Consider the following 25,111-nt stretch of genomic DNA (forward strand, 5'->3'; position numbering starts at 1 on the left):
TCGCGGTCCCCTTCCCTCAGCGGACCCGTACGGACCGGTCGAACCAGGTGAGGACCGTCTCCGAGCCGAAGGGCCACAGCCTCTCCACGGCTCCGGCGGGCTGCGTGGCGAAGCTCGGGAGGCCGGGCAGCGTGAGCCCCGCGGAGACGGTGCGCACGGGTGCGTCCTCCTCCAGACGAGCCAGGCGGCGGGCCGCCGCGATGCCGGCGTGCAGGTCACCGAGCTCGTCGACGAGGCCGAGGCCCGCGGCGTCCTGGCCGCTCCAGATCCGCCCGCGGCCGATCTCGTCCACCCGCTCCCGGCTCAGCTCGCGTCCGGTGGCCACCCGGTCGACGAAGCGCGCATAGACCTCCTCCATCATCTTCTCCGCCCACGCCCGCTGCTCCGGGGTGAAGTGGCGGTGCGGGCTGGCGAAGAGGGCGGCCTCCCGGCCGACGGTCTGCGGGTTGAGGCCCTGACGCTCGTCGAGCCGGGCGAGGACGGGCTTGCCGACGACGACGCCGATGCTCCCGGTGATCGTGTACGGGTCGGCGACGACGTGGTCGGCGTGGGTGAGGACGTAGTAACCCCCGGACGCGGCAACCTCGCCCATGACGGCGACGACGGGCTTGGTGCAGCGGGCGACGGCGCGGCCGATGACGTCGGACGCGAGCGCGGAGCCACCCGGGGAGTCGACCCACAGGACGAGGGCCTTGACGTGCTTGTCGCGCTCGGCGCGGCGCAGGGCGGTGACGACGGTCTCCGAGCCCGCCGTCGGCCCGGGGAGGAGAGGCAGCGGCGGGGTGCTGCGCGACCTGCCGGAGACGATGGCGCCGACCACGGGCACGACCGCCACGCCGTCGGCCCTCTTCGCGGCCCTGCGGACCGAGAGGTCGGGCAGGAGCAGCTCGAGGGCACGCGGCCAGTGGTGGTCGACGACGGTGACGATCTCGTCGTCGTACGCGACCCGGCTGACGAGCCCGGCGGCGAGCAGCTCCGCCGCGCTGGTGAAGCCTGCACCGAGGACGGCGGTGGCGTCCGCGCCGTCGGCCACGGCGGCGAGCCAGGTCCGCTCGGCGGAGTCGAGGTAGGCGGTGAGCTGCTCCCGCTCGTACTCGTCCATGCGGTCCTCGGAGAAGGACGTGAGCGCGGACTTGTACTCGCGGATGCGCAGGTTCTCGAAGCTGACGCCGTGCTTGGCGAGGAACGCTCCGAGGAAGACCTGCTCGGCCGCGAAGCCGGGCAGCGACACCTCGGCCGACTCCGGCACGACGACCTCGCTCGCCTGGGCGGTGACGAGGAGCGTGCGCATCGAGACCTGCGGGACGTAGCCGACGACGCGCGTGCGAGCGGCAAGCCGGCCGAGCGCCGCGCCCAGGGCACGTGCGGTGCTCAGCCCCACGTGGAGCTCCCCCACACGCACGAGGACGCCGGACAGCCAGTCCGCCCGCCCGAGCCTCTCCAGCCGCTCGGTGAGCGCCTCGAAGGTCTCGTCGCGCTGGAGCAGCGCCGCGGCCGCACCTGCCGGCGCGTGCGTGGGGTAGCTGCCGTGGAGGTCGAGGACGACCCAGTCGGGAGCGGAGTCGGCAGGGCTCGTGCGGGTGACGGCGAGGCGGAGCTTCTCGGGGATCAGGGCCATGAGGCACCCTAACCGGGGCCTGTGACAGCCGTCACGGACGGCTGGTCCGGCGGCACCGGCGACCGGTACGCGCCCATGGTGCCGGTCGCTCCCGCTGGTCGCCCGCAGGCCCGTGAGGCAGGCTCGCCGCGTGGAGACCGCCCGTATCGTCCTGGCCGTGCTCTCGAGCGTCATCGTGCTCGTCGCCGGGTTGAGCACGGTGACGGGCCAGCGGTTCATGCGCGCCGTCGCGGACGACCTGCGGGTGCCGTGGCCGCTGTACCGGGCCGTCGGCGTGCTCGAGCTGGCCGGCGCCGTCGGGATCGTCGTCGGCGTCTGGGTGCGGTGGGCCGGTGTCGCGGCGGGGGCCGGCGTCCTCCTCCTCATGGTCGGCGCCTTCGTCGCCCACGCCCGGGCGCGCGACCCGCTCGCCGCGTACGTGCCCGCGTTCGCGCTGACGGCGACAGCCGCCGGCTACACGGCCACGACCCTCCTCCCTACACGGCCACGACCCTCCTCCTGTGAGACGAGGTCAGGCGCTCTGCCACAGGCCGACGACGTTGCCCTCGCAGTCCTTGAAGTACGCCGCGAAGCCCATGGTGCCGATCGGCGTGCGCGGCTGGACCACCTCACCGCCGTGGGACTCCACCCGGGCCAGGTCCGCGTCGATGTCCTTGCTGTCCAGGACGACGACGGTGGCGGTGTTCGACCCGCCGCGGGTTGTCATCCCACCGCCGATGTAGCCGGGCTCGGTCGCCATGCCGTCCTCGCCCGTGGGGCCGGTCTGCACGCCGACGTAGTCGAGCTCGGGCATCTCCTCCACCTGCCAGTGGAAGACGTCGCTGTAGAAGCGTTTGGCACGGTCCTTGTCCTCGAAGGGGATCTCGAAGTGGACCACTCGACCAGTCATGAAGGACCTCCCCGTCCAACGGCCGGCGCCCTGCCGGCGCTGGCTCGATGGTAGAGCCCGAGGGCAGCCACGCACAGGGCCCGATCGGGCAACGCGGGCGCCCCCGCGCGAGCACACTGCTCCCATGGCAGCAGAGCTCGTGCTGGGCCCGATGGTCCGCCGCGTCGAGGGCACCTCGGCCGCGGTGTGGGTGGAGACCGCCCGCGCGGCCACGGCCACCGTGCGCCTGACGGACGGCGGTGGGACCTGGTCCGCCCCGACCTTCGCCGTCCACGGCCACCACTACGCACTCGTCGAGGTGACCGGCCTGCGTCGCGGAGGCAGGGTCGCGTACGAGGTCCTCGTCGACGACGTCGTCGCCTGGCCCGCTCCCGACACCCCCTTCCCCGCGAGCACGCTGTCGGCCCGGGCCGACGACGGCCCGGTGCGGCTGGCCTTCGGCTCGTGCCGCACGAGCGTCCCGCACGACGACGTCCACCACCTCACCCACGGCGTGGACGCCTTACGCACCTACGCGCTCGCCCTGGCCGACGGCGAGGTGGGGCCGCTCGGGCAGGCACCGGACCTCCTCCTGCTCCTCGGTGACCAGGTCTACGCCGACGCGACGTCGGCCGAGATGCGCGAGTTCATCGAGGCGCGCCGGGACATCACCGAGGAGCCGGGCGACGAGCTGGCGGACTTCGAGGAGTACGCCCACCTCTACCGCCTCGCCTGGGGTGAGCCGGCCCTGCGCTGGCTGCTGTCCCGGCTGCCGACGCTCATGATCTTCGACGACCACGACGTGCGTGACGACTGGAACACCTCCCTCACCTGGCGCCGGCAGATGGAGGCGACGACCTGGTGGCACGGGCGGATCGTCGCCGCGCTCGGCTCGTACTGGGTCTACCAGCACCTGGGGAACCTGTCCGCCGCCGAACGGGAGGAGGACCCGCTGTGGGTCGAGCTGCAGCGTCGCCGAGCCGCAGCGCCCGCGGAGGAGGTCGACCTCAGCGACGCCGTCGATGCCTTCGCCGAGCGCGCCGACCGGGAGCCGGAGAGCTACCGGTGGAGCTACACCCACCCGCTGGGCGGCTCGCGGCTGGTGGTCGTCGACTCGCGGGCGGCGCGGGAGCTCGACCCGGCTCGCCGGTCCATGCTCGACGACGCGGAGATGAGGTGGCTGGACGACCAGCTGACCGGCGGCGTCGAGCACCTGCTGGTCGCGACGTCCCTGCCCTTCCTCCTGCCGATGGGCCTGCACCGCGTCGAGGCGCTGGACGAGGCGCTCGCCGGGGGAAGGCTCGGGCGCCGGCTCGCGACGGCCGGGGAGTGGCTGCGCCAGGAGCTCGACCTCGAGCACTGGGGCGCCTTCAGCCGGTCCTTCGCCGCGGTGGCGCGCATGGTGACCGAGGTCGCCGACGGACGGCGCGGGGCCCCGCCGTCGTCGGTGCTCTTCCTGTCCGGTGACGTCCACTTCTCCTACATCACCGAGGTGGACCGCGCGTCCGGCTCACGGATGCTCCAGCTCGTGTGCTCCCCCATCCGCAACCCGCTGCCCCGGGCGCTGCGTGCCGTCGCGGCGCTCGGCTCGCACGGGGCCCGGCCGCTGGGCGCGCTCCTCTCCCGGCTGGCGCGCCTGCCCGAGCCGCCGTGGCGCTGGCACGGGATCGCCGGTCCGTGGTTCGACAACAACCTCGCGGTGCTCGAGATCGACGGCGGGCAGCTGCGCACCGCCTGGCTCGGGGGGCGGGTGGTCGGCGCGCCGGAGGAGCGGCCGGACCTCGCCGTCGTCGCCGACCTCGAGCTCGACGTCCCGCCCGCCGGGAGCGCCAGGGGCCGGCCGCTCGCCCGCGTGCACCCCGACGGGCGGCGGGGTCTGCTCGGCCGGTTGCGCCGGCGCACCGGCCGCCGTCGCTGAGGCCTACGGGCGGGGCCGGGGCACCAGTCGCTGGAGCTGGGTGACGTGCTGGGGCCCGAGCTCCTCGAGCGAGGCGACCTGCAGGAGCCGCATCGTGCGTGCCACCTGCCCGGACAGGATCTCGATGGCGCGCGCGACGCCCTCCTGCCCACCGGCCATGAGGCCGTAGAGGTAGGCCCGGCCCACGAGCGTGAAGCGAGCCCCCAGGGCGACCGAGGCGACGACGTCGGCGCCGTTCATGATCCCGGTGTCCAGCGCGACCTCGGTGTGTGCGCCGACCTCGCGCACGACGTCGGGCAGGAGGTGGAAGGGCACGGGTGCGCGGTCCAGCTGGCGCCCGCCGTGGTTGGACAGGACGATCCCGTCGACGCCGAGATCGACGAGCCGGCGGGCGTCCGCGACGGTCTGGACGCCCTTGACAACGAGGCGCCCGGGCCACATCCCGCGGATCGTCGCGAGGTCCGCGTCGGTGACCGACGGGTCCATCGCGGAGTCGAGGAGCTCCCCGACCGTGCCGCCGGTCGAGGACAGGGAGGCGAACTCCAGCCGCGGGGTGGTGAGGAAGTCGTACCACCACCACGGGCGCGGCACGGCGCTCGCGACCGTCCGCAAGGACAGCTGCGGGGGGATCGAGAAGCCGTTGCGGGTGTCGCGCAGACGCGCACCGGCCACGGGGGTGTCGACGGTGAACATGAGCGTGTCGACACCGGCACGTGCGGCGCGCTCGACGAGCCCGAAGGAGATGTCGCGCTGCTTCATGACGTAGAGCTGGAACCAGTTGCGGCCGTGCGGGTTGGCCGCCGTGACGTCCTCGATGGAGGCCGTGCCGAGGGTCGAGAGCGTGAAGGGGATGCCGGCCGCGCCGGCGGCGGCCGCGCCCGCGTGCTCGCCGTGGGTGTGCATGAGCCGGGTGAAGCCGGTGGGTGCGATCCCGAAGGGCTGGGCCGAGGGGCCGCCGAAGACGGTCGTGGAGGTGTCCACGCGGGAGACGTCGCGCAGGATCGAGGGGTGCAGCTCAATGTCCTGGAACGCCTGCCGGGCGCGGCGCAGGGACAGCTCGCCCTCTGCGGCGCCGTCGGTGTAGTCGAAGGCCGCTGCGGGGGTGCGCCGCTTGGCGATCGCGCGGAGGTCCTCGATGGTGAGGGCGGCGTCGAGCCGGCGCCGGCGGGCGTTGAGGGTCGGTCGCTTGAACCGCAGGAGCTCGGTGAGCTCACTCGGGCGCGGCAGCTGGCGGCCGGGGAACGGGTCACGCGGCGGCATCGGCCCTCCTCCAGGTCTGCATCGGTTCCGAACTGTACTGGGACCTGGCGCACGGCTGACGCTACGGTCGACGTCGTGCCTCACGTCCCCCACCGCATGCTCCTGGCCGGCCGCGACGGCGCCCGGCTCGCCGGCGAGCTCGCCACCGCCCTGCCGGACCTCCGGACGCGGACGGTCACGCACGGCCCGCTGTCGGCCGAGGACGCCGCGTGGGCCGACAGCTACACCGGCTTCAGCGTCCCCCCGAACCTCGCCGACTCGTCCGTCCGCTGGTTCCACCTGCCGATGGCCGGTGTCGACCGCGTGATCGAGGAGCTCACCGGCCACGACGTCGTGCTCACCCGGACCGTCGGCGGCATGCCGGCCGCGATCGGGAGCTACGTGCTCGCCCACCTCCTCGCCGACGCGTGGCACCTGCGCGAGTACGCCGCGCAGCAGCTGGCGGCGCGGTGGGAGCCGCTGCCGTCACCGCGGGTCGCCGGACGGACCGTCGTCGTCCTCGGGACGGGCGAGATCGGCTCGGGCGTCGCGGAGGCGCTGCGCGGGGCCGGGTTCCGGGTCGTCGGTGTCAACACCCGTGGCACGCCGGCGGCGGCCTTCGCCGACGTCGTCGCCCTTCCCGACGTCGGACCGCGGCTCGCGTCGTGCGCGGCGCTCGTCAACGCGCTCCCGCTGACCGACGGCACCCGCGGGCTCCTCGACGCGACGCTGCTGGAGCGGCTCGACGGCGCCGTCGTCGTCAACGTCGGCCGCGGCGCGAGCCTCGTCCTGGACGACCTGCGCGCGGCCCTCGACGCCGGCCGGGTGCGCCGCGCCGTCCTGGACGTCCACGAGACCGAGCCGCTGCCCGCCGAGGACTGGCGCTGGACCCACCCGCAGGTGACCGTGACGCCGCACGTCTCCGGACCCACCGAACCCGAGGACGTCGTCGAGGCGATCGTCGCGGCCCGCGCCGCGCTGGCCGTCGGGCGCACGCCCCGGCACGCCGTCGACATCGGGCGCGGCTACTGACGGCGCCTCACAGCTCCTTCTCGGCCAGCTCCCGGAACGCCTCGGGCACCCCGGCGGCGCGGCCCATCGCGGCGGGCAGGTAGCCGACGGCGGAGCGCCCGAAGCGCTCGCGGGCCGCGTCCACGGACCGGTCCAGCGCCCACCGCGCGGCCCCGGTCTCGGACCCCGGGCGCCACGGGTCGGGTGGCGGCAGCGGCAGCTCGAGCTGGATGGCCGCCTGCGAGGTCAGCTTCGACACCGAGATGCCGAGCAGCGTGATCTCCGGCCGCTCGCCCTCCTCCTCGTCGATCGCCTGCCACGCGAGGCGCTCGGCGACCTCGGTGAGGGTGAGCGTCGCGGAGACCGGGCCGGGGAGCGTGAGGGAGCGGGTGACCGAGCGCATCGCGAGGAAGCGCACCCGCACCGTCACGGTGCGCCCGGCGCGGTCCTTCGCGCGCAGCCTGCCGGCGACGCGCTCGGCGAGGTGGCTGAGCACCTCCCGGACGAGCTCCGGGGTGGCCGGGCGCCGGCCCACGGCGGACTGGGCGCCGACGGAGCGGGCACGGGTGGACGTGCTCACCCGGCGCGGGTCCTCGTTGTGCGCCAGGCTGTGCAGCGTCCCACCCGTCGCGCGCCCGAGGTAGCGCTCCATCGCCGAGCGCTCGGACCGCGCGAGGTCGCCGATCGTGTGGATCCCGCGGTCGGCTAGCCGCTGCTTCGTCACCGGGCCGACGCCCCAGATGAGACCGACGGGAAGGGGGTCGAGGAAGCCGCGCTCGTCGTCGGGCTCGACGACGACCAGCCCGTCCGGCTTGGCCACCTGCGAGGCGATCTTGGCCAGGTGCTTGGTGCGGGCGGCGCCGACCGAGATCGGCAGGCCCACCTCGGCGCGCACCCGCTGCCGCAGCATCGCGCCGATCGCGGCGGGGGCCCCGAAGAGGTGTGTCGAACCCGAGACGTCGAGGAAGGCCTCGTCGATGGAGATCCGCTGGACGAGCGGCGTGACGTCCCCGAGGATCGCCATGACGTCGTCGGCGATGGCCTGGTAGCGGTGGAAGGAGCCACGCACGAAGGTGAGGCCCGGGCACAGCTGTGCGGCCTTCCACCCGGCCATGCCGCCCTGGACGCCGTGCGCCTTGGCCTCGTAGGAGGCGGCGAGGACGACGCCCCCGCGGCCGCTGCCGCCCACGGCGATGGGCCGCCCCCGCAGCGCGGGCTCGAGCAGCTGCTCGACCGAGGCGTAGAACGCGTCGAGGTCGGCGTGGAGGATGGTCGGTCCGGTGGAGGACACGGGACCAGCATACTCGAACGCACGTTCGATAGGGGTGGCAGGTCCCACGACAACCGCGGCCGGGTGCGCCCTTGGTCCGCGCGGTGCGTGCGGCGTGTCGGCGGCGCTCCTCTCGCCCTGGTGGCGGGATCCGGACGCCGGCTCGAGGCTAGACCCGCGGCGGCCCTCTCCGGACGTGCGCGAGGACGTTCTCGGGCCGCGACTCCTCCCCCTCCCATCGCGACTCCACCCACCACGTCGCCCCGGCGTCGGCGAGCTCGCGCACGCGGGTGGTCGCAGCCGCGTCACGCTCGCTGAGCACTCCCTCGACGACGACGTCGAAGCCCGCTCCCCCGTCCGCGCGCCGCTCGGCCGCGAGCGCCCGGATGTCGGTGACCATCTGTGGGGTCACCGGCTCTCCCACCCCGCCCATCGGTTGGGGCAGGACCCCGTCCCACCGCAGCGCCCGGTCCATCGACCGCGTCGAGGGCCACGCCCCGACCACCCACACCGGCACCCGGGGCCGCTGCACCGGCGTCGGCCGGAAGACGAGGTCCTCGACCCGGTGGTGGGTGCCGGCGAAGCTGAAGGGCTCCCCGCGCCAGGCGAGGTCGAGGATCGCGAGGGAGTCGTCGAGGAGCTCGGCGCGGGTGCGCCGCTCGGTCGGCGCGCCGGAGACTCGGCGGAACGCGCCGTCGTCGACGGCGCCGAGGCCCACCGGCATGACGAGGCGCCCGCCGGAGAGGTGGTCCACGGTGATCGCCTCCCGCGCCACCTTCCACGGGTGGCGGCGGGCGAGGGCGAAGACCATCGCCCCGAGCCGGATCCGGGACGTGGAGACGGCGACCGCCCCGAGCAGCGCCCAGGGGTCGAAGGTGTCCATCGTCCCGACGCTGATGCCGTCCCAGGTGAAGAAGCCGTCCCAGCCGGCCTCCTCGGCGGCGACCGCCACGCCCAGGACCTGCTCGACCGACCCGAAGGACGCGACGACGCCGTACCTCATGGCCCGACGCTACTCGCGAGGGTCTGGTCAGACCAGGCTCGGCGGAGGATCATGGGGCCATGGGACGCATCGTCGCGCTGCCCGCGCGGGGCGAGGTCGTCGCGGACGTCCGCGGCGATGGACGAGCCCTGCGCGTGTCCTGGCACCATGACGACGGCGTGGTCGTCCTGTCGCTGTGGCACGGCCACGTGTGCACCGGCACGGTGCGGGTCGCCGCCGAGGACGTCCCGGCCCTGGTCGCCGCGCTCACCCAGGGCCTGGCCCACGGGTACACGACGAGCGTCGCCCACGTCGGACCCACCGGCTGAGTGTCGGCACGCCCTGGCACAGTGGGCGCGTGCCCGCCCTGCTCCGCATCGAGCGCCACCCGGACGCGTCCGTCGACGCCGCGTCGTGGCCCGACTCCGTGCCCGCCGTCGCCCACCTGCTCGAGCACGGTCTCGAGATCCCCCCGGGCGTCACCTTCCTCGTGGGGGAGAACGGGGCGGGGAAGTCGACGATCGTCGAGGCCGTCGCCGAGGCTCTCGGCATCCCGGCCGACGGCGGGTCCACCGACCACGCCGGCGGCGCCGAGCGCGGCCGCGCCAGCGACCGCTCCGACCTCGGCGACCGCCTCCGTCCGGTGTGGAGGGAACGGGCGGCCTGGCGCCGGGGCTTCTTCCTCCGTGCCGAGACGATGCACCGCTTCGTCAGCTACCTCGAGGACGCCTCCGCGCCGGCCGACGGGCCGCCGTCACCGCACCGGCTGCACCAGCTGAGCCACGGTGAGTCCTTCGTCGAGATGCTCACCGGCTCCTGGGTGCGTACGGCGGGCGTCGTCCTCCTCGACGAGCCGGAGTCGGCGCTGTCCTTCTCGACGTCCCTCGCGCTCCTCGACGTCCTCGCCCAGCTCGCCGCCGGGGAGCGGCACGTCCTGTGCGCCACCCACTCCCCCATCCTCACCGCGCTGCCGGGTGCGCGTGTCCTCCAGCTCGACGACGCCGGCATCACCGAGGTGGCCTGGGACGAGCTGGAGGTCGTGCGCCACTGGCGTGCCTTCCTCGACGCTCCCGGACGCTACCTGCGCCACCTCGGCGACTGAGCGGGATCACGCCGCCTGCGGGTCGTCGGGGTGCTCGGGCTCCTCCCCGCCGGGGACGACCGCGACCGTCACCTTCGCGCGGGAGAGCACACTCTGGCTCACCGAGCCGAGCATGAGACCGGCGAACCCGCCCAGACCGCGCTTGGCGACGACGAGGAGGCTCGCACCGTCGGCCGCCTCGACGAGGGCGGCCTCGGGGTGGCGGCGCACCACCTGCAGCTCGATGTCGACGGCAGGGTGGTCGGCCGCAACCTCCTCCACGGCGCGCCGCGCCGCCTCGGTCGCCCGTTCGGACCTGTCGACGAGGTCGCTGTACCAGTCGCCCGGAGGCGCGCCCATGGGGAGCTCCACGTACTCGGCCCGCACGGCCCGGACCGGCGCACCGGTCGCGGCGGCGTGCTCGACCGCGAAGCGCAGCGCGCCCGCCGCGGCCGGGGAGCCGTCGACGCCGACGACGACGCGTCCGCGCTCCGCACCTCCACGGACGACGACGACCGGGCACTGCGCGTGCATCGCCACCTGCTGCGACACCGAGCCGACGATGAGGCCGGTGACGCGACCGTGCCCGCGCGCACCGAGGACGAGCGTGGTGGCCTCGCGCGAGGCCTTGATGAGCTCGGGCGCCGCGCGGCCCACGCGGACCTCGGTGGTGACGGTGAGCGCCGGGAACGCCTCGCGGGCCGTGCGTGCCGCTCGCTCGCACACCTCGCCGCCGATCTCGAGCGGGTCGGCGGTGTCGAGCACCGCGACGTACCCACCCACGGCGTGGAGGTGGACGAACGCGTGGACGACGTGCAGCGAGGTGCCCCTGCGCTCCGCCTCGGCCGCCGCCCAGAGGACCGCGGCGTCCGCGAGCGCGGAGCCGTCGACCCCCACGATGACCGGGCGGTTCCTGTCGGCTGACCTCGTCATGATCATCGCCTCCACCTCCTTCATAGCGCGGTGGACGGCGGGAGATCGGGGACCTTCGGCCCGGGGCGCTACGGTGTGGCGGCGGTGTGCTGCTCCCGGCGACGCGCGAGGGCCGCGGCCGCCTCTCCCATCTCGTCCCACGGGATCGTCTCGGTGTCCCGCTCGAGCGTGGCTTCCGGACCCTTGCCGGCGAGCACCACCGTGTCCTGGGGGGCGGCCTGGCCGACGGCGTGGCGGATCGCCTCGCGCCGGTCACCGATGCTGAGGAAGTTCGAGCGCCCGGCCTCACGCGCGCCGCGCTCCATCTCGGCGAGGATCTCGGCGAGCGGGGTGTCGCGGTGGTCCTCCTCGGTGAGGATGGCGACGTCGGCCATCCGGGTGGCGACCTCCCCCAGCGGGGCCCGCTTGGAGGGGTCGCGGGGCCCACCGGCGGACCCGATGACCACCCACAGGCGGCCCTCGGTCGTCACGCGCACGGTGGCGAGCGCCTTGTCGAGGCTCGGCGGGGTGTGGGCGAAGTCGACGATGACCCGCGGGTCGCCGTCCCGGCGCTCGCACATTTCCATCCGCCCGGGGACCCCGGGAAATGTCGCCAGCCCCGCGACGAGCTCGGTGAGCGGCACGCCGGCAGCGTGGACGCCGGCCATGGCGGCAAGGGCGTTGGCGACGTTGAAGCGACCGATCATCGGCAGCACGGCCGCGGCGGAGCCGTCCGGGGTGTGGACGGTGAAGCGCAGGTCGTCCGGCCCCTCGACGACGTCCGCTGCCCACCAGTCGGCCTCCCGGCCCTCCGCGCTGTAGGTCGTGCGGCTGGGCGCCATCGGCAGGAGCTGCTCGGTCCACGGGTCGTCGGCGTTGAGGACGGCGTGGCGGGCGCGCTGGACGAGGAGGGACTTGTCGGCGAAGTACCGCTCCATCGTCCCGTGGAAGTCGAGGTGCTCCCCGGTGAGGTTCGTCCAGACGGCGACGTCGAAGTCGACGCCGCGCACGCGGTCGAGGGCGAGCGCGTGGGAGGAGGCCTCGACGACGGCGTCCGAGGCGCCGTCGTCGACCATGGCTCGCAGGATCTGTTGGACCTGCGGCGCCTCGGGGGTGGTGAAGTGCGTGGGCGGCTGGCGCAGCACGCCGTCGGGCAGCTCGTAGCCGATCGTCGAGAGCAGCCCGGTGCGGCGGCCGGCGCAGCGGAGCAGGTGGCGCGACAGCGCGGACGTCGTCGTCTTGCCGTCGGTGCCGGTGACGCCGAGGACGGTGAGCTCGCGGCTCGGGTGGCCGGCGAGGGCCGCGGCGGCGTCGGCGAGGGCGGCCCTGGCGCGCGGCACCCGCAGGTACGGGACCGGGCAGGCGACGCCGTCGGGGAGGCCCTCGCCGAGGACGGCGACGGCGCCGCGCCCGACGGCGTCGGCGATGAAGCCGTGGCCGTCGACGCGGGCGCCGCGGACCGCGACGAAGACGTCGCCGGGGCCCGCCCAGTCGGCCTGGTGGGTGGCGCCGCGCACCTCGGTCGATGCCTCCGCCTCGGCGGGCGGCTCGAGGTCCAGTGCGGCAGCCAGGTCACCAAGTCTCATGCGACCAAGCCTAGGTGCCCCCGGCGGGCGCCGCGGGTCAGCTCGCGGTGGCGAGCTCCTGGTCGATGGCGGGTCGGACGCCCTCGAGGATCGCGGCGTCGACCATGGTGGCGACGTCCTCCTCGGTGCGGGACAGGACGAGGGCGAGCTCGGTGACGAAGGGGCCGCTCGCGTCGCGCAGGAGCTTCATCTCCCCGAAGGCGAGACGCTTCTCCTCGTTGCTCCGGGTCAGGTCACGGATGAGGGCGGCGATGATGAGGATCTCACCGGTGCGCAGGCGGTCGCCGTTGGCCTTGATGCGGCGCGACCAGACCGTCTCCTGCTCGGGGCTCGGCGCGAGGAGGACGTCGATGATCTCCCGGACGCCCGCGACGTCGACGGCGGGACGGACGCCCACCTCGGCAGCGCGGTTCTCCGGCATGGTGACGACCAGGTCGGAGTTGTGGACGTCCAGCTCGACGTAGGTCACCTTCTCCTTGCGGATGGTGCGCGTGGAGACCTTCTTGACCGTCGCCGGTCCGTGATGGGGGTGGACGACAATCTGACCAGTGGTGAAATTCAACGCGTGACCCTTCGCTAAAAGAGCGCCACACTCGGTGCCGGCAAATACCTGAAAAGGCAGCCGACGACTGTCTCAACCGCCCTACCGCTGAATTCCCGACATCGTCCGGGCGGCGTGAGGACACGGAGGAATTCGCAGCCACATCCAGTGGGAGCGCCCGACCTCCGCGAGCCAGCACATATCATCATCGCAGAACTGGCAACAAATTGCCAGCCCGTGGCCTGCACCACATTTTCCCGCTTCCCCGAATGCGCGGCCGCGGCACGCTCACTGGCCCTTGACGTTGACGAGCTGACGCAGCACGTGGTCCACGGAGACGAGGTCCGCGGCGTCGGCCATGACGACGTCGACGTCCTTGTAGGCGTCGGGGATCTCGTCGACGAAGGCGGCGAGGTCGCGGTACTCGATCCCGGCCATCCGCCGCCGCAGGTCGGCCTGGGTGAAGGTGCGGCGGGCCTGGGTGCGGGAGTACGCCCGGCCGGCGCCGTGCGGGGCCGAGCACAGCGACATCTCCTCCCCCTTGCCGGTGACGACGTAGGACGCGGTGCCCATCGAACCGGGGATGAGGCCGCGCACGCCCGCGTGAGCAGCGATCGCGCCCTTGCGGGAGATGAGACGGCGCCCGCCGGCGTGCTGCTCGACCGCGGTGTAGTTGTGGTGGCAGTTGACCTCCTCGAGGCGCTGCACGTCCTCGTCGAGGAAGCGGCCGAGCTCGTCGACGACCCGGTCCATCATGACCTCACGGTTGAGACGGGCGAACTCCTGGGCCCAGTGGAGGTGGGCGAGGTAGGCGTGGTGCTCGGCATCGTCCTCGGTGAGGTAGGCGAGGTTGCGGTCGGCGAGATGGTCACCGCGGCGGTCGGCGGCCCGCTGGGCGGCGGTGATGAAGCGGCGGGCGATCTGGTTGCCCACGCCGCGGCTGCCGGAGTGGAGGAAGGTCCACACCCGCCCCTCCTCGTCCGCCGTCACCTCGATGAAGTGGTTGCCTCCACCGAGCGAGCCGAGCTGCAGGCGCCAGTTCCTCGCGTAGCCCTCCGGGGTGACGTCCTCCTCGCGGGCCAGGCGCTCCAGCTCGGCCACGGCCCGCGGAGCACGGCCCCACACCTTGCGGTTGTAGTTGCCCGGGCTGAGCGGCACGGCTCGTTCGACGGCCTCGCGCAGGACCGCCAGCGACCGGCCGGCCCCGCGCAGCCGCTCGACGGTGAACTGCGTCCGGACGGCGACCATCCCGCAGCCGATGTCCACGCCCACCGCCGCGGGGATGACCGCGCCCACCGTGGGGATGACCGAACCGACGGTCGCGCCCATGCCGACGTGCGCGTCCGGCATGAGGGCCACGTGTGGGTCGACGATGTCCAGCTCGGCCGTCAGGCGCGCCTGGGCCAGGGCCTGCGGGTCGATGACCGAGGCCCAGGAGTACAGCTTGTCGGTGACGCGCTCCATGGCCCGACCCTGTCAGGTCCGCGGCGGTCCGGCACGGGCACGTGACCCGCGGCCCGCCCGCCCGGGCACGGTCAGACGCGTGCTGGCACCGGCGCCGGGCGCACCTGGTCCTCGAGCAGCGTGGGACGGCAGGCGACGAAGCCGCTGACGAGGAGGACCGCGAGGCTCGCGAAGAGGACGACGAACGCCCGCGTCCACGACCCGGATCCCGCGTAGAGGGCACCGACGCCGAACGGGCCGATGCAGGCGATGGCGTAACCGACGCCCTGCATGGCGCCGGAGAGCACGGTCGAGCCCGCCGTCGTGCGCGTGCGCGCGTTGACGAGCGTGAGGCACAGGGGGAAGGTGCTCACGCCGAGCCCGAGGAGCACCACCCACACGACCGCGCCCGCGTCCGGCGAGACCAGGAGGCCGGCATAGCCCGCCACCATGGCCGCGACACACACGACGACGATGCCGAAGGGGTTGCGGAGCCGGATCGCCAGGGGCGGGACGACGAACGCCGCCGGCAGCCCGATGACCGAGAAGAGCGCGACGAGCGCACCCCCGGACTCGGGGTCGGCGCCGGCGTCGATGAGGATCGCCGGGAGCCAGGTGAAGATCGCGTGGACGTTGAGGCTGGTGATGCCCATCATGAGCACGAGCGACCACAGCAGCGGGGTGCGCCACGCTCCGCCCAGGCGCTGCGGCCCGGCCTCCACCGGCGCGGCGGTGCCCGCGCGTGCCGCGAGGACGACCCACAGCACGACGGCGACGGCGGTCGTCGACGCCCACATCGCGATGGCCCAGCGCCACCCGGCGACGAGGGCGACGGGCACCGCCGCGAGGGGCGCGACGAACTGCCCCACCTGGAGGAGTGCGATGTACATCGAGCTCACCGCCTTGAGGTGCGCGGAGAAGTACTTCTTCACGAGCGGGATGACGAGGACGTTGGACGCGCCGACGCCGACGAAGGCGAGGACGGTGGAGGCCACCAGCACCCCCGTGGACGGGGCCAGCGCCCGCAGGACGATGCCTCCGGTGGTGAAGGCGACGGCGACGGCGAGGGTCCGCTCCAGGCCGAGCGCGCGCGCCACGGGCGCCGCGGCGAGGCCGAACACGGCGAAGCACGCCGTGACGATCGTGCCGAACACCCCGTACAGGGAGGGCCCGAAGTCGAGGTCGGCGCCTATCGTGTCGAGCAGCGGCGTGAAGCCGGTGACCGCCGTGCGCAGGTTCAGGGCGGTCAGGACGATCGCCAGGAGGGGCAGCACGCTGGCCCGGGCCTTGTCGCTCATGTCGACCTCAAAGGTAGGATGATGGGATGAATCGGGCAGACACTAGCGCACAGCAACCCCCCGTGCGCAAGGCGCCGAGCATGACCGACGCCGTCACGGCGCGCTTCCACGAGGCGATCGCCTCCGGCGAGTGGCCCGTCGGGGAACGGATCCCGGTCGAGGCCGAGCTCATGGCGTGGGTCGGCGCCGGGCGCAACACGGTGCGGGAGGCCGTCCAGTCACTCGTCCAGGCGGGCCTCGTCCGGCGCGAGCAGGGGCGCGGCACCTTCGTCATCGCGCGCTCCGAGCTCGTCACCTCGCTGGCGCGACGTGCGACGCGCGCCCGGCGCCGGGACGGCCTCGAGCTGCGGGCCGCCATCGACGGCGCGGCCGCGCGGATCGCGGCGCGGCGCCGAACCGACACCGACGTCGTGGCCCTCCAGACCGCCCTCGACGCCCGCAGCCGCACGTGGGAGCAGGACGACCGTCGGCTCCGGACCGCCGCGGACCTCGACCTCCACCGCGCCGTCGCCGTCGCGACGCACAACGAGCTCTTCGTCGAGCTCTACGACGGCCTCACGCCGATCTACGCGGAAGTGCTCGCCGACGACGTCGACGCGGACGTCGACCCGCACCCGCAGGAGCACGCCCAGCTCGTCCGCGCGATCGTCGAGCAGCGTCCCACCGAGGCCGCGGAGGCGGTGTCCGCCGTGCTCGAGCCGCTCATCGACGCGCTCCCCGACTGACCTGTGCCCGCCCGCCTAGGCTCGGGCCATGCCCACTGACCGGCGCCCCACACGCGAGGAGCTGCTCGCCTCGGCCGACCGCACGCTGCCGCTGCTCGCGGCTCCGGGCCTGCGCGTGCTCTTCTGCGGGATCAACCCCGGGCTCTACTCGGCGTGGTCCGGGCACCACTTCGCCCGGCCGGGCAACCGGTTCTGGCCGGCGCTGCACCGCTCGGGCTTCACGGCGCGCCAGCTGCACCCCTCCGAGCAGGAGGAGCTGCTCACGCTCGGGCTGGGGGTGACGAACGTCGTCGAGCGTGCGTCGGCGACCGCCGCCGAGCTGTCCCCCGCCGAGCTGCGGGAGGGCGGGGAGCGGCTGCGGGCGGACGTCGCCGAGCACCGTCCCGCGTGGCTCGCCGTGCTCGGCGTCACCGCCTACCGCACGGCCTTCGACCAGCCGCGGGCCACGTACGGGGAGCAGGGCCTGCGCCTGGGCCCGACGCGGGTGTGGGTGCTGCCGAACCCGAGCGGCCTCAACGCCCACTTCACGCCGGCGCGACTGGCGGAGGCCTTCGCCGAGCTGCGCCGCGCCGTCGAGCGACGCGGCGCAGCCCCGGTCTAGCCGGACTTGCGACGGAAGGTGCGCTTGCCCCCGCCGTTGACCTGGCTCCCGTGCACCGTGCCGGTGTTCTGACGCGACTGGTTGTTCTGGTGCGCGCGCTCGTTCTTGCGCTCGAGCGCCTGGCGCATCTTCTCCTTGGCCGTCTCGGGCTGCGACTCGGGCGTGGTGTCAGCCATCGTCCCTCCAGGTGTCTCGTGGGCGGAGCGGTCCCGGCCAGCCTGCCCTGCGGGAGCCGCGATAGCCAGGACATATCCGGTGGCGGGTCAGTCCTTCAGCTCGCTGAGCCGCTCCCGCGCCTCCTCGACGGCGAGGCGGGCCGCCTCCTCACGCGCCTCGGCGTCCTCCCGCTCCTCGGCGGCCTGCGCGCGCTCCTCGTCCAGCTCGGCGAGCCGCTCCTCCAGGGTCTCCAGCTCCCGGCGCAGCTCCTCGGTGCGGGCCGCCGCCTGCAGCACCTGCGCCTCCACGCGGGAGAGCTCCTCGGCGGCCTCCTCGAGCTCGCTCCGGGCGTGCTCGGCCACACGCTCCCGGGCGCGGAGCTCACGCTCGGCGCGCCGGACCTCGCGGGCGGTGTCCGCCGGTTCCGCGGTCGGCTCGGGCGCGCGACGGGTGCGGCTGACCGCACGGCGCGACGGGGTCTCCTCCTCGCGTTCCTCGTCGCGGTCCGCGCTCCGCGGCCGGCGACTGATGGCCCGGCGCGGCGGGGCCTCCTCCTCGCGCTCCGTCGTGCGCGGGCGGCGACTGATGGCCCGTCGCGGCGGGGCGTCGTCGTCCGCCGCCGGCTCAGCGCTCGTGGACGGGGCCTGCCGGGAGGGCCGCTTCCTGCGGGGCGGTGCCGCGGGCTCCCCCGCCGGCTCGTCGGCGTCGACGACGCCCGGCACGGCCACGGCGTCCTCCAGCCCCTCGCCCGGCTCGAGCGCCCGGACGAGCAGCAGGCTGCGGACCGCCCGCTCGGCGGCGGTGTCGATGACGACGGCGGACCACGTCATCTCCACCTGCTCCTGGGCCGCGCCGGAGAGCCCGACACCGCGCTCCTCGGCGAGCCGCGCCGCGGTGCGCGTCACCGCGCCGGTCAGCTCACGGCGGCGCCTGCTCAGCGCACGCAGCTCGGCCGGTGTGGCCGTCGCCTGAGCCACGCGCAGGTCGGCGCCGAGCTCGCCGAGCGCGTCGAGCTCCTCGGGATGCTGCCGGGCGACAGCACCCACCGCCCACGCCGCGACCGAGGCCTTGGGCAGGGCCTTGATGCTCGTCGCCAGCTCCCGGTCCCCCGCCTTGCGCACCTGGGCGGCGCGCGCGTTGCGGGCCGCGATGAACTCGGCCGGCTCGTGGCCGTAGAGCTCCCGGGCGACGGGCACGAGCTCGGCGTCGGGGGTCGGGGTCACGTCCGTAGCGTGGCACGGGAACACCGGCCCGCGCCCTCCCGGCCGCGCTGCGAGGATCGTCCGGCGGCCCGGCTCCTGCTGCCCGACAGCCGACCCGACCGCCGAGAGCCGACTTACCGACGCACGCGCCCCGCGTGCGCTGACCGCCGTCGGCGCGCCACCATGCCTCATGGACATCGACACGGCACTCGACTTCGTCCGGGCCAACCCGCGCGGCATCCTCGCCACGCGCCGGCGGAACGGCGACGCCCAGCAGTCCCCGGTGCTCGCCGCCCTCGACGGGACCGGTCGTCTCCTCATCAGCACCCGTGAGACGGCGGTCAAGGTCCGCAATCTCAGGCGGACGCCGCGGGCGTCCCTGTGCGTCATCACCGAGCGCTTCTTCGGACCGTGGGTCCAGCTCACCGGGCGGGTGGAGATCGTCCCCCTGCCCGAGGCCATGGATCTGCTCGTCGACTACTACCGCCGCATCTCCGGGGAGCACGAGAACTGGGACGAGTACCGCGCCGCGATGGAGCGTGAGCACCGCTGCGTCGTCGTCCTCGTGCCGGAGGAGGCGGGGCCGTCGATCAGCGGGTGAGCTCCCGCCGACAACTCGGCTGTCGGCGGTAAGTCGGCTGTCGGGGGTAAGTCGGCTGTCGGCGGTAAGTCGGCTCTCGGCGGTGAGGGGGGCGGAGCGACGGGTCAGGCGATCTCGGCGCCCGTCGTCTCGGCGTAGGTCTCGGGAGCGAGCAGCTCGGACTCCTCGACGACCTCGACGGCGAAGAGCCACCCGTCCCCGAAGGGGTCGCGGTTGACGAGCGCGGGGTCGTCGAGGGCCTCCTGGTTGACCGCGGTCACCGTGCCGGTGAGCGGCGCGTACAGGTCGGAGACCGACTTCGTCGACTCCACCTCCCCGCAGGTCTCCCCCGCCGTCACCTCGGCGCCGACCTCGGGCAGGTCGAGGTAGACGATGTCACCGAGCGCGTCGGTCGCCACCGTGGTGATGCCCACGCGCACGGGCGTGATCGAGTCGTCCACCCACTCGTGCTCGGCGGTGTACTTGAGGTCGGGACGGATAGTGGCCATGGTTTCTCCTCGGCAGGTGGGTCAGGGACGACGGTAGAACGGACGCTCGACGACGGTGAAGGCTTCGCGCCGCCCGCGCACGTCGACGGCGAGGGCGGTGCCGACCTCCGCGACGCCCCGGTCGACGACGGCGAGGGCGATCGGGTGGCCCAGCGTGGGGCTGGGCAGGCCGGAGGTGACGACGCCGACCTCCTCCTCCCCCACCAGGACCGGTGCGCCCTGGCGCGCGGCGCGGCGGCCCTGGCCGGCGAGGCCGACGAGCACCCGCCGGCCCGGCTCCCGGTTCTCGTGCGAGTCGCGGATGCGCTCGAGGGCCGCGCGGCCGACGAAGTCCGCCGTCTTGCGGCGCAGCCCGACGATGCCGCCGAGCCCCACGGTGAACGGGTCGACGTCCCGGCCCAGCTCGTGGCCGTACAGCGGCAGCGCGGCCTCCAGCCGCAGCGAGTCGCGGGCGGCCAGCCCGGCGGGGACGAGCCCGCTCTCGCCGCCGGCGTCGAGCAGCGCCCGCCACACGGCGACGGCGTCATCCCCCGGCACGAGGATCTCGAAGCCGTCCTCCCCGGTGTACCCGGTGCGGGCGAGCAGCACCGCGTGCCCGGCCACCACGGCCGAGCGGGCGGAGTAGTACCGCAGGTCCTCGACCGGTCCGTCCGCGAGCGCCGTGACGGTCTCGACGGCGCGCGGCCCCTGGACGGCGAGCAGCGCCGTCTCCTCGGTGGCGTCGGTGACCCGCGCGTCGAACCCGGCCACGCGCTCCCCCAGCTCGGCGAGGACGGTCACGGTGTTGGCCGCGTTGGGCACGGTGAGGAACCGGTCCACCCCCACCCGGTAGACGATGAGGTCGTCGACGATGCCGCCCTCGGGCGTGCACAGCAGCGTGTACTTCGCCCGGCCCACCTCGAGGGTGGAGATCGAACCGACGACGGCGTGGTCGAGGAACGCGCCCGCCCCCGGCCCGTCGACCCACACGGTGCCCATGTGGCTGAGGTCGAAGAGCCCCGCTGCCTCCCGCACGGCGCGGTGCTCGGCCAGCTGGGAGCCGTAGTGCAGCGGCATGTGCCAGCCGGCAAAGCTCGTCATCGTCGCCCCCAGCGCCTCGTGCTCGGCGCGCAGGGCCGTGTCCTTCCCGCTCATCGGTCCTCCTCGAAGGCCTCGGGCGGTGGGCACGCGCACACGAGGTTGCGGTCCCCGTAGGCGTTGTCGACGCGGCTCACCGGCGGGAAGTACTTGTCCTGGCGCAGCCCGGGGACGGGGAAGGCGGCCTGGTCCCGCGGGTAGGGCCGGTCCCAGGTGTCGGTGGCGACGTCGGCGGCCGGGTGGGGTGCGCGGCGCACCGGGCTGTCGGCGACGTCGACCTGCCCGTCCAGGACCTGCTCGATCTCCCCGTGGATCGTCACCATCGCCTCGACGAAGCGGTCGAGCTCGGCGAGGTCCTCGCTCTCGGTGGGCTCGACCATGAGGGTGCCGGCCACCGGGAAGGACAGCGTGGGGGCGTGGAAGCCGAAGTCGACGAGCCGCTTGGCCACGTCCTCGGCCGTCACCCCCGAGCGCCTGGTCAGCTCGCGCAGGTCGAGGATGCACTCGTGGGCCACGAGCCCGTCCGCCCCGGTGTAGAGGACCGGGAAGTACGGGTCCAGCGCCCGGGCGACGTAGTTGGCGGCCAGCAGCGCGCTGCGCGTCGCGGCCGCGAGGCCCTCGGCACCCATGAGCGCGATGTAGGCCCAGGAGATGGGCAGCACCCCCGCGGACCCGTACCGGGTGGCGGAGACGGGTACCGCGCCGTCGCCGGCGGCGTCCCCCGGGAGGAAGGGGGCCAGGTGCTCGCGCACCGCGACCGGGCCCACGCCGGGGCCGCCGCCGCCGTGCGGGATGCAGAAGGTCTTGTGGAGGTTGAGGTGGGAGACGTCGCCGCCGAACTCGCCCGGCTGCGCGAGCCCGATCGTCGCGTTGAGGTTCGCGCCGTCGACGTACACCTGCCCGCCCGCCGCGTGGACGGCCTCGCACACCTCGCGCACCTCGGTGTCGAAGACGCCGTGGGTCGAGGGGTAGGTGAGCATGATCGCCGCGAGCTGCTCCCCGTGCTGCTCGAGGCGGGCGTGGAGGTCGGCGGTGTCGATCGAGCCGTCGTCGGCCGTCCTGACGGTGACGACGCGCATGCCCGCGAGGACGGCGGAGGCGGCGTTCGTCCCGTGGGCGGAGGACGGGATGAGGCAGACGGTGCGCTCGTCGTCGCCGCGGGAGCGGTGGTAGCCGCGGATCGCGAGGAGGCCCGCGAGCTCGCCCTGGGAGCCGGCGTTGGGCTGGATGGAGACGCGGTCGTAGCCGGTGATCTCCGCGAGCCAGGTCTCGAGCTCGGCGATGAGCTCGCGCCAGCCCTCGGTCTGGTGGTCCGGCGCCAGCGGGTGGATCGTGGCGAAGCCGGGCCACAGCATCGCCTGCATCTCCGTGGCGGCGTTGAGCTTCATCGTGCACGAGCCGAGCGGGATCATCGTCCGGTCCAGCGCGAGGTCCCGGTCGGACAGGCGCCGCAGGTAGCGCATCAGCTGCGTCTCGGAGCGGTGCGCGTGGAAGGTCGGGTGGGTGAGGAACTCGCTCGTCCGCCGCAGGGCCGCCGGGATCTCGAAGCCGCCGTCACCCGCCTCGGACGTCTCGACCCCGAACGCGGTGAGGACGGCGGCGAGGTGCTCCGGCGTCGTCGTCTCGTCGCAGGAGACGCCGACGGTGTCGGCGTCGACGAGCCGCAGGTTGACCCCAGCACTCTCGGCCGCGTCGACGACGACGGCGGCCCGCCCGGGCACGCGGACGGTGACGGTGTCGAAGAACGTGTCGTGGACGACGGCGACCCCGCCGGCGGTGAGCCGCAGGGCCAGGGTGCGGGCGGCGCCGTGGGCGTGGCGGGCGATCTCCCGCAGCCCGTCGGGGCCGTGGTAGACGGCGTACATGCCGGCGACGACGGCGAGCAGCGCCTGCGCGGTGCAGATGTTGCTCGTCGCCTTCTCCCGGCGGATGTGCTGCTCGCGCGGCTGGAGCGCCAGCCGCAGCGCAGGGCGCCCCTCGCTGTCCTTGGAGACGCCGACGAGCCGGCCGGGCAGCTGGCGCTCCAGGCCCTCGCGCACCGCCATGAACGCGGCGTGCGGGCCGCCGAAGAACAGCGGCACACCGAAGCGCTGGGCCGAGCCGACGGCGACGTCTGCGCCCTGCTCCCCCGGCGGGGTGATGAGCGTGAGGGCGAGGAGGTCGGCGGCCACGGTGACGAGCGCGCCGCGCTCCTTCGCCTCGGCGATGAGGCCGGACTGGTCGCGCAGGCGGCCGGACGTCCCGGGCTGCTGGAGGACCAGGCCGGTGACGCCGTCGGAAAGGTGCGGGAGGCCGCCGTCGAGGTCGGCGACGACGGCGGTGATCCCGACCGCCTCCGCGCGCGCCGTGACGACGGCGAGGGTCTGGGGGTGGAGCTCGTCGTCGAGGACGACGGTGGCGGCCTTGGACACCTTGTTCGCCCGCTGCATGAGGAGGACGGCCTCGGCGACGGCGGTGGCCTCGTCGAGGAGCGAGGCGCCCGCGACGGGCAGGGCGGTGAGGTCGGCGACCGTCGTCTGGAAGTTGAGCAGGCCCTCGAGGCGGCCCTGGGAGATCTCCGGCTGGTAGGGGGTGTAGGCGGTGTACCAGGCGGGGGACTCGAGGACGCCCCGCTGGATGACGCTCGGGGTGTGGGTGCCGTAGTAGCCCTGGCCGATCATCTGGACCCGCTGGACGTTGCGCGCGGCGAGCTCGCGCAGCCGCTCGAGGACCTGCGCCTCGGTGCGCGGGGCCGGCAGGTCCAGGGGCCGCTGCTGACGGATGGCGGGCGGCACGGACTCGAGGAGCGGGCGCCAGTCGGCGTGCCCGAGGGACCCGAGCATGGCCGCGGTGTCGGCGGCGCGGGGGCCGATGTGGCGGGCGGCGAAGGTCGGTGAGGACATGGACACGGCTCCAGATGGCTGGGGGACGGGTCCTCCCCGCTCTGTCATGGGACCTGAGAGTTTTCGCGAGCACGGGCTCGCCTGCACCGTCGGTGAGCGCTGACGCGCTGCTTTCCAGAGCTGCCTGATCGCGGCGGTACCGGGGCCTGAGAGATTAGCGGGAGGGCTTGCTCCTTCGGCGCCCGCACGGGGGCGGGACTCTCCCGCCGCGGGTGGGCGGCGTATCGAGTTGTCCACGTCACACTACCCCGGCGCAACCGACATCGGTGACCACGCCCGTCCGTGCGACCCTGGAGGGAGCCCCCGTTCCCCGAGCAAGGACCCCCGAGTGACGCACGCCTTCGCCCCTGTCTCCCTCGAGCCGATGCGGCCCACGGCCGTCCTCCTCGACCTCGACGGCACGATCAGCGACTCCGGGCCGGTCATCACCGCCTCGATCGCCGAGACCCTCGCCCACTTCGGCTACCCGGCGCAGCCGCAGGAGGAGCTGCTGCGCTTCGTCGGGCCGCCGATCCGTGACGGCTTCCGCGCCTTCGTCGGCGTCCCGGAGGACCAGCTGTCCGCCGTCGTCGCCGACTACCGCGACCGGTACAACGAGCGGATGCACCAGGCGCCCGTCTTCCCGGGCATGGCCGACCTCGTCCGCGACCTCCACGCCCGCGGGGTTCCGGTGGCCCTGGCCACCTCGAAGCGGCAGTCGCTGGCCGTGCCGATCCTCGAGGACGCCGGCCTCGCCCGGTACTTCACCGTCATCCGCGGCGCCTCCGACGACGAGACCCGCGCCGCCAAGGCCGACATCGTCGAGGACGCGCTCACCGGGCTGCGCGAGCACGGCGTCGACCTCACCCGCCCCGTCATGGTCGGGGACCGCTACCACGACGTCGAGGGCGCGGGCGTGCACGGCCTGCCGACGGTCCTCGTCCGGTGGGGCTACGCGCGGCCGGGTGAGGAGGACGGCGCCCACGCCGTCGTCCACGAGGCCGGCGAGCTCGCCCGCCTGCTGTCCTGACAGACGACTGCGCCCCGTGCCGGTGGCACGGGGCGCAGTGTCACGCGCGGGTCAGGAGCGCGGGAGGCCCTGGCTGCGGTGGATGTCGTCGGACATCCGCACGAGCGCGAAGTAGAACTCGAGCGTCATCCGGAAGAACGCGAGCGTCACGAGCAGGATGATCGGTCCCACGAGCAGCACGAGGACGCCCATGACCGGCTCCGCGGCGAAGCTGACGAACACGAGGAACAGCCAGTACAGCGCCGAGAGCACCATGAACGCCAGGTAGACGAAGCTGACGAGCTTGGGCGTGATGAGGGTGTGGAACTTCCAGTCGAAGAGCGCGGCGAAGAAGCTCTTCGGCGACTCACCGCCGGGGCCCTGCGGCTGACCCTGCGGCGCGCCCGGGGCGCCGTAGCCCCACTGCTGCTGGGGCTGCCCGCCCTGCGGGTAGGCGGGCGGCGGCGGCGGAACCTGGCCGGGCTGGCCCTGCGGCGGCTGGTAGGGGCTGGGAGGAGGGGTGGACACGAGGGGACCCTTTCGGTTCGGGGATCGGGCACGGCGAGGCTAGCGGAGCGGCAGCGGCGGCCCTCGGACACCCGCACGGGCCTCCGTGTGACGCTG

24 protein-coding genes, 1 pseudogene and 1 riboswitch are annotated in these 25,111 nt (G+C 74.2%); of the genes and pseudogenes, 9 read left to right on the forward strand and 16 right to left on the reverse strand.

All coding sequences use genetic code 11. The annotated features are described in order from the left end of the window. Window positions 1–16: 16 nt before the first annotated feature. Window positions 17–1,618 carry a signal peptide peptidase SppA gene (sppA, locus tag GD632_RS06250; protein WP_152189917.1) on the reverse strand — a complete coding sequence of 534 codons (1,602 nt, stop codon included), beginning with the start codon at window positions 1,616–1,618 and terminating at the stop codon, window positions 17–19. A 157-nt stretch (window positions 1,619–1,775) separates the two neighbouring features. Between sppA and GD632_RS16475 the strand changes: the two are divergent. After that, a pseudogene (locus GD632_RS16475) lies at window positions 1,776–2,057 on the forward strand (DoxX family protein); the annotation flags it as partial. Between the two features lie 72 nt (window positions 2,058–2,129). On the opposite strand, the gene GD632_RS06260 reads toward GD632_RS16475, so the two are convergent. After that, window positions 2,130–2,507 (reverse strand): VOC family protein, encoded by a 378-nt coding sequence (locus GD632_RS06260; protein ID WP_152189920.1) that lies wholly within the window; start codon window positions 2,505–2,507, stop codon window positions 2,130–2,132. A 124-nt stretch (window positions 2,508–2,631) separates the two neighbouring features. Between GD632_RS06260 and GD632_RS06265 the strand changes: the two genes are divergently transcribed. After that, window positions 2,632–4,404: an alkaline phosphatase D family protein gene (locus tag GD632_RS06265; protein ID WP_226924663.1), complete on the forward strand. Its 1,773-nt coding sequence runs from the start codon at window positions 2,632–2,634 to the stop codon at window positions 4,402–4,404. A gap of 3 nt (window positions 4,405–4,407) precedes the next feature. Here GD632_RS06265 and GD632_RS06270 read toward each other — a convergent pair whose 3' ends face one another. Next, a complete protein-coding gene (locus GD632_RS06270) occupies window positions 4,408–5,664 on the reverse strand; it encodes an alpha-hydroxy acid oxidase (RefSeq protein WP_152189923.1) in 1,257 nt (418 codons plus the stop codon). 75 nt (window positions 5,665–5,739) lie between these two features. On the opposite strand from GD632_RS06270, the gene GD632_RS06275 reads away from it, so the two are divergent. Then, window positions 5,740–6,675, forward strand: a complete 936-nt coding sequence (locus GD632_RS06275) for an NAD(P)-dependent oxidoreductase (RefSeq protein ID WP_152189925.1) — start codon at window positions 5,740–5,742, stop codon at window positions 6,673–6,675. Between the two features lie 7 nt (window positions 6,676–6,682). On the opposite strand, the gene dinB is transcribed toward GD632_RS06275, so the two are convergent. Both dinB and GD632_RS06285 read right to left on the reverse strand, forming a co-directional pair. Next, window positions 6,683–7,945 (reverse strand): DNA polymerase IV, encoded by a 1,263-nt coding sequence (gene dinB, locus GD632_RS06280; protein WP_152189927.1) that lies wholly within the window; start codon window positions 7,943–7,945, stop codon window positions 6,683–6,685. Window positions 7,946–8,093: 148 nt separating this feature from the next. Beyond that, entirely contained in the window at window positions 8,094–8,927 is an 834-nt protein-coding gene (locus GD632_RS06285) for an LLM class flavin-dependent oxidoreductase (protein ID WP_152189930.1), read from the reverse strand. Window positions 8,928–8,986: 59 nt separating this feature from the next. Between GD632_RS06285 and GD632_RS06290 the strand changes: the two genes are divergently transcribed. Beyond that, window positions 8,987–9,235: a hypothetical protein gene (locus GD632_RS06290; RefSeq protein ID WP_152189932.1), complete on the forward strand. Its 249-nt coding sequence runs from the start codon at window positions 8,987–8,989 to the stop codon at window positions 9,233–9,235. 29 nt (window positions 9,236–9,264) lie between these two features. Then, on the forward strand, window positions 9,265–10,008 hold the full coding sequence (locus GD632_RS06295; RefSeq protein ID WP_152189934.1) for an AAA family ATPase: 744 nt from the start codon (window positions 9,265–9,267) through the stop codon (window positions 10,006–10,008). Window positions 10,009–10,014: 6 nt separating this feature from the next. On the opposite strand, the gene GD632_RS06300 is transcribed toward GD632_RS06295, so the two are convergent. The 5 genes from GD632_RS06300 to GD632_RS06320 all read right to left on the reverse strand — a co-directional run bounded on the left by GD632_RS06300 (window position 10,015) and on the right by GD632_RS06320 (window position 15,767). After that, window positions 10,015–10,920, reverse strand: a complete 906-nt coding sequence (locus GD632_RS06300) for a universal stress protein (RefSeq protein ID WP_193311366.1) — start codon at window positions 10,918–10,920, stop codon at window positions 10,015–10,017. Between the two features lie 68 nt (window positions 10,921–10,988). After that, window positions 10,989–12,485 (reverse strand): UDP-N-acetylmuramoyl-L-alanyl-D-glutamate--2,6-diaminopimelate ligase, encoded by a 1,497-nt coding sequence (locus tag GD632_RS06305; RefSeq protein WP_152189938.1) that lies wholly within the window; start codon window positions 12,483–12,485, stop codon window positions 10,989–10,991. Between the two features lie 37 nt (window positions 12,486–12,522). Further along, window positions 12,523–13,047: a CarD family transcriptional regulator gene (locus GD632_RS06310; protein WP_193311367.1), complete on the reverse strand. Its 525-nt coding sequence runs from the start codon at window positions 13,045–13,047 to the stop codon at window positions 12,523–12,525. A 267-nt stretch (window positions 13,048–13,314) separates the two neighbouring features. Next, window positions 13,315–14,490 (reverse strand): RtcB family protein, encoded by a 1,176-nt coding sequence (locus GD632_RS06315; RefSeq protein ID WP_152189942.1) that lies wholly within the window; start codon window positions 14,488–14,490, stop codon window positions 13,315–13,317. Window positions 14,491–14,561: 71 nt separating this feature from the next. Continuing rightward, entirely contained in the window at window positions 14,562–15,767 is a 1,206-nt protein-coding gene (locus tag GD632_RS06320; protein ID WP_226924665.1) for an MFS transporter, read from the reverse strand. An 80-nt stretch (window positions 15,768–15,847) separates the two neighbouring features. On the opposite strand from GD632_RS06320, the gene GD632_RS06325 reads away from it, so the two are divergent. Both GD632_RS06325 and mug read left to right on the forward strand, forming a co-directional pair. Then, window positions 15,848–16,492, forward strand: a complete 645-nt coding sequence (locus tag GD632_RS06325) for a FadR/GntR family transcriptional regulator (RefSeq protein ID WP_193311368.1) — start codon at window positions 15,848–15,850, stop codon at window positions 16,490–16,492. A gap of 28 nt (window positions 16,493–16,520) precedes the next feature. Further along, complete coding sequence (gene mug / locus GD632_RS06330) at window positions 16,521–17,093, forward strand: G/U mismatch-specific DNA glycosylase (RefSeq protein WP_152189947.1); 573 nt, start codon at window positions 16,521–16,523, stop codon at window positions 17,091–17,093. Here mug and GD632_RS06335 read toward each other — a convergent pair. Together GD632_RS06335 and GD632_RS15915 are read right to left on the reverse strand one after the other, a co-directional pair. Further along, complete coding sequence (locus tag GD632_RS06335) at window positions 17,090–17,269, reverse strand: DUF5302 domain-containing protein (protein WP_152189949.1); 180 nt, start codon at window positions 17,267–17,269, stop codon at window positions 17,090–17,092. The genes mug and GD632_RS06335 overlap by 4 nt on opposite strands. 87 nt (window positions 17,270–17,356) lie before the next feature. Further along, window positions 17,357–18,472 (reverse strand): coiled-coil domain-containing protein, encoded by a 1,116-nt coding sequence (locus GD632_RS15915; protein ID WP_193311369.1) that lies wholly within the window; start codon window positions 18,470–18,472, stop codon window positions 17,357–17,359. A gap of 169 nt (window positions 18,473–18,641) precedes the next feature. Between GD632_RS15915 and GD632_RS06345 the strand changes: the two genes are divergently transcribed. Next, window positions 18,642–19,052 (forward strand): PPOX class F420-dependent oxidoreductase, encoded by a 411-nt coding sequence (locus GD632_RS06345; RefSeq protein WP_152189951.1) that lies wholly within the window; start codon window positions 18,642–18,644, stop codon window positions 19,050–19,052. A 104-nt stretch (window positions 19,053–19,156) separates the two neighbouring features. Here GD632_RS06345 and gcvH read toward each other — a convergent pair whose 3' ends face one another. From gcvH to gcvP, 3 genes are read right to left on the reverse strand one after another with little or no spacing between them, the layout of a single operon-like run. After that, the gene (gene gcvH / locus GD632_RS06350) at window positions 19,157–19,540 is read right to left on the reverse strand and encodes a glycine cleavage system protein GcvH (RefSeq protein ID WP_152189954.1); all 384 of its coding nucleotides are present in this window, start codon (window positions 19,538–19,540) and stop codon (window positions 19,157–19,159) included. Between the two features lie 21 nt (window positions 19,541–19,561). Continuing rightward, window positions 19,562–20,674: a glycine cleavage system aminomethyltransferase GcvT gene (gene gcvT / locus GD632_RS06355; RefSeq protein WP_152189956.1), complete on the reverse strand. Its 1,113-nt coding sequence runs from the start codon at window positions 20,672–20,674 to the stop codon at window positions 19,562–19,564. Then, complete coding sequence (gene gcvP / locus GD632_RS06360) at window positions 20,671–23,499, reverse strand: aminomethyl-transferring glycine dehydrogenase (RefSeq protein WP_226924667.1); 2,829 nt, start codon at window positions 23,497–23,499, stop codon at window positions 20,671–20,673. Before gcvP ends, gcvT begins: the two co-directional genes overlap by 4 nt. Window positions 23,500–23,623: 124 nt before the next feature. Next, window positions 23,624–23,715: riboswitch (glycine riboswitch) on the reverse strand. Between the two features lie 112 nt (window positions 23,716–23,827). On the opposite strand from gcvP, the gene GD632_RS06365 reads away from it, so the two are divergent. Then, complete coding sequence (locus tag GD632_RS06365) at window positions 23,828–24,508, forward strand: HAD hydrolase-like protein (RefSeq protein WP_226924669.1); 681 nt, start codon at window positions 23,828–23,830, stop codon at window positions 24,506–24,508. A gap of 51 nt (window positions 24,509–24,559) precedes the next feature. Here GD632_RS06365 and GD632_RS06370 read toward each other — a convergent pair whose 3' ends face one another. Then, complete coding sequence (locus GD632_RS06370; protein ID WP_152189961.1) at window positions 24,560–25,015, reverse strand: DUF4282 domain-containing protein; 456 nt, start codon at window positions 25,013–25,015, stop codon at window positions 24,560–24,562. Between the last annotated feature and the right edge of the window lie 96 nt (window positions 25,016–25,111).

This window comes from Georgenia satyanarayanai (assembly GCF_009193135.1).
Taxonomy (GTDB): Bacteria; Actinomycetota; Actinomycetes; order Actinomycetales; family Actinomycetaceae; genus Oceanitalea; species Oceanitalea satyanarayanai.

Bases quoted from the DNA above. Each gene is read 5' to 3' on its own strand.
- sppA (WP_152189917.1), bottom strand. From the start codon at position 1,618: ATGGCCCTGATCCCCGAGAAGCTCCGCCTCGCCGTCACCCGCACGAGC.
- GD632_RS06260 (WP_152189920.1), bottom strand. From the start codon at position 2,507: ATGACTGGTCGAGTGGTCCACTTCGAGATCCCCTTCGAGGACAAGGAC.
- GD632_RS06265 (WP_226924663.1), top strand. From the start codon at position 2,632: ATGGCAGCAGAGCTCGTGCTGGGCCCGATGGTCCGCCGCGTCGAGGGC.
- GD632_RS06270 (WP_152189923.1), bottom strand. From the start codon at position 5,664: ATGCCGCCGCGTGACCCGTTCCCCGGCCGCCAGCTGCCGCGCCCGAGT.
- GD632_RS06285 (WP_152189930.1), bottom strand. From the start codon at position 8,927: ATGAGGTACGGCGTCGTCGCGTCCTTCGGGTCGGTCGAGCAGGTCCTG.
- GD632_RS06290 (WP_152189932.1), top strand. From the start codon at position 8,987: ATGGGACGCATCGTCGCGCTGCCCGCGCGGGGCGAGGTCGTCGCGGAC.
- GD632_RS06300 (WP_193311366.1), bottom strand. From the start codon at position 10,920: ATGACGAGGTCAGCCGACAGGAACCGCCCGGTCATCGTGGGGGTCGAC.
- GD632_RS06305 (WP_152189938.1), bottom strand. From the start codon at position 12,485: ATGAGACTTGGTGACCTGGCTGCCGCACTGGACCTCGAGCCGCCCGCC.
- GD632_RS06315 (WP_152189942.1), bottom strand. From the start codon at position 14,490: ATGGAGCGCGTCACCGACAAGCTGTACTCCTGGGCCTCGGTCATCGAC.
- GD632_RS06320 (WP_226924665.1), bottom strand. From the start codon at position 15,767: ATGAGCGACAAGGCCCGGGCCAGCGTGCTGCCCCTCCTGGCGATCGTC.
- GD632_RS06325 (WP_193311368.1), top strand. From the start codon at position 15,848: ATGACCGACGCCGTCACGGCGCGCTTCCACGAGGCGATCGCCTCCGGC.
- mug (WP_152189947.1), top strand. From the start codon at position 16,521: ATGCCCACTGACCGGCGCCCCACACGCGAGGAGCTGCTCGCCTCGGCC.
- GD632_RS06335 (WP_152189949.1), bottom strand. From the start codon at position 17,269: ATGGCTGACACCACGCCCGAGTCGCAGCCCGAGACGGCCAAGGAGAAG.
- GD632_RS06345 (WP_152189951.1), top strand. From the start codon at position 18,642: ATGGACATCGACACGGCACTCGACTTCGTCCGGGCCAACCCGCGCGGC.
- gcvH (WP_152189954.1), bottom strand. From the start codon at position 19,540: ATGGCCACTATCCGTCCCGACCTCAAGTACACCGCCGAGCACGAGTGG.
- gcvT (WP_152189956.1), bottom strand. From the start codon at position 20,674: ATGAGCGGGAAGGACACGGCCCTGCGCGCCGAGCACGAGGCGCTGGGG.
- gcvP (WP_226924667.1), bottom strand. From the start codon at position 23,499: ATGTCCTCACCGACCTTCGCCGCCCGCCACATCGGCCCCCGCGCCGCC.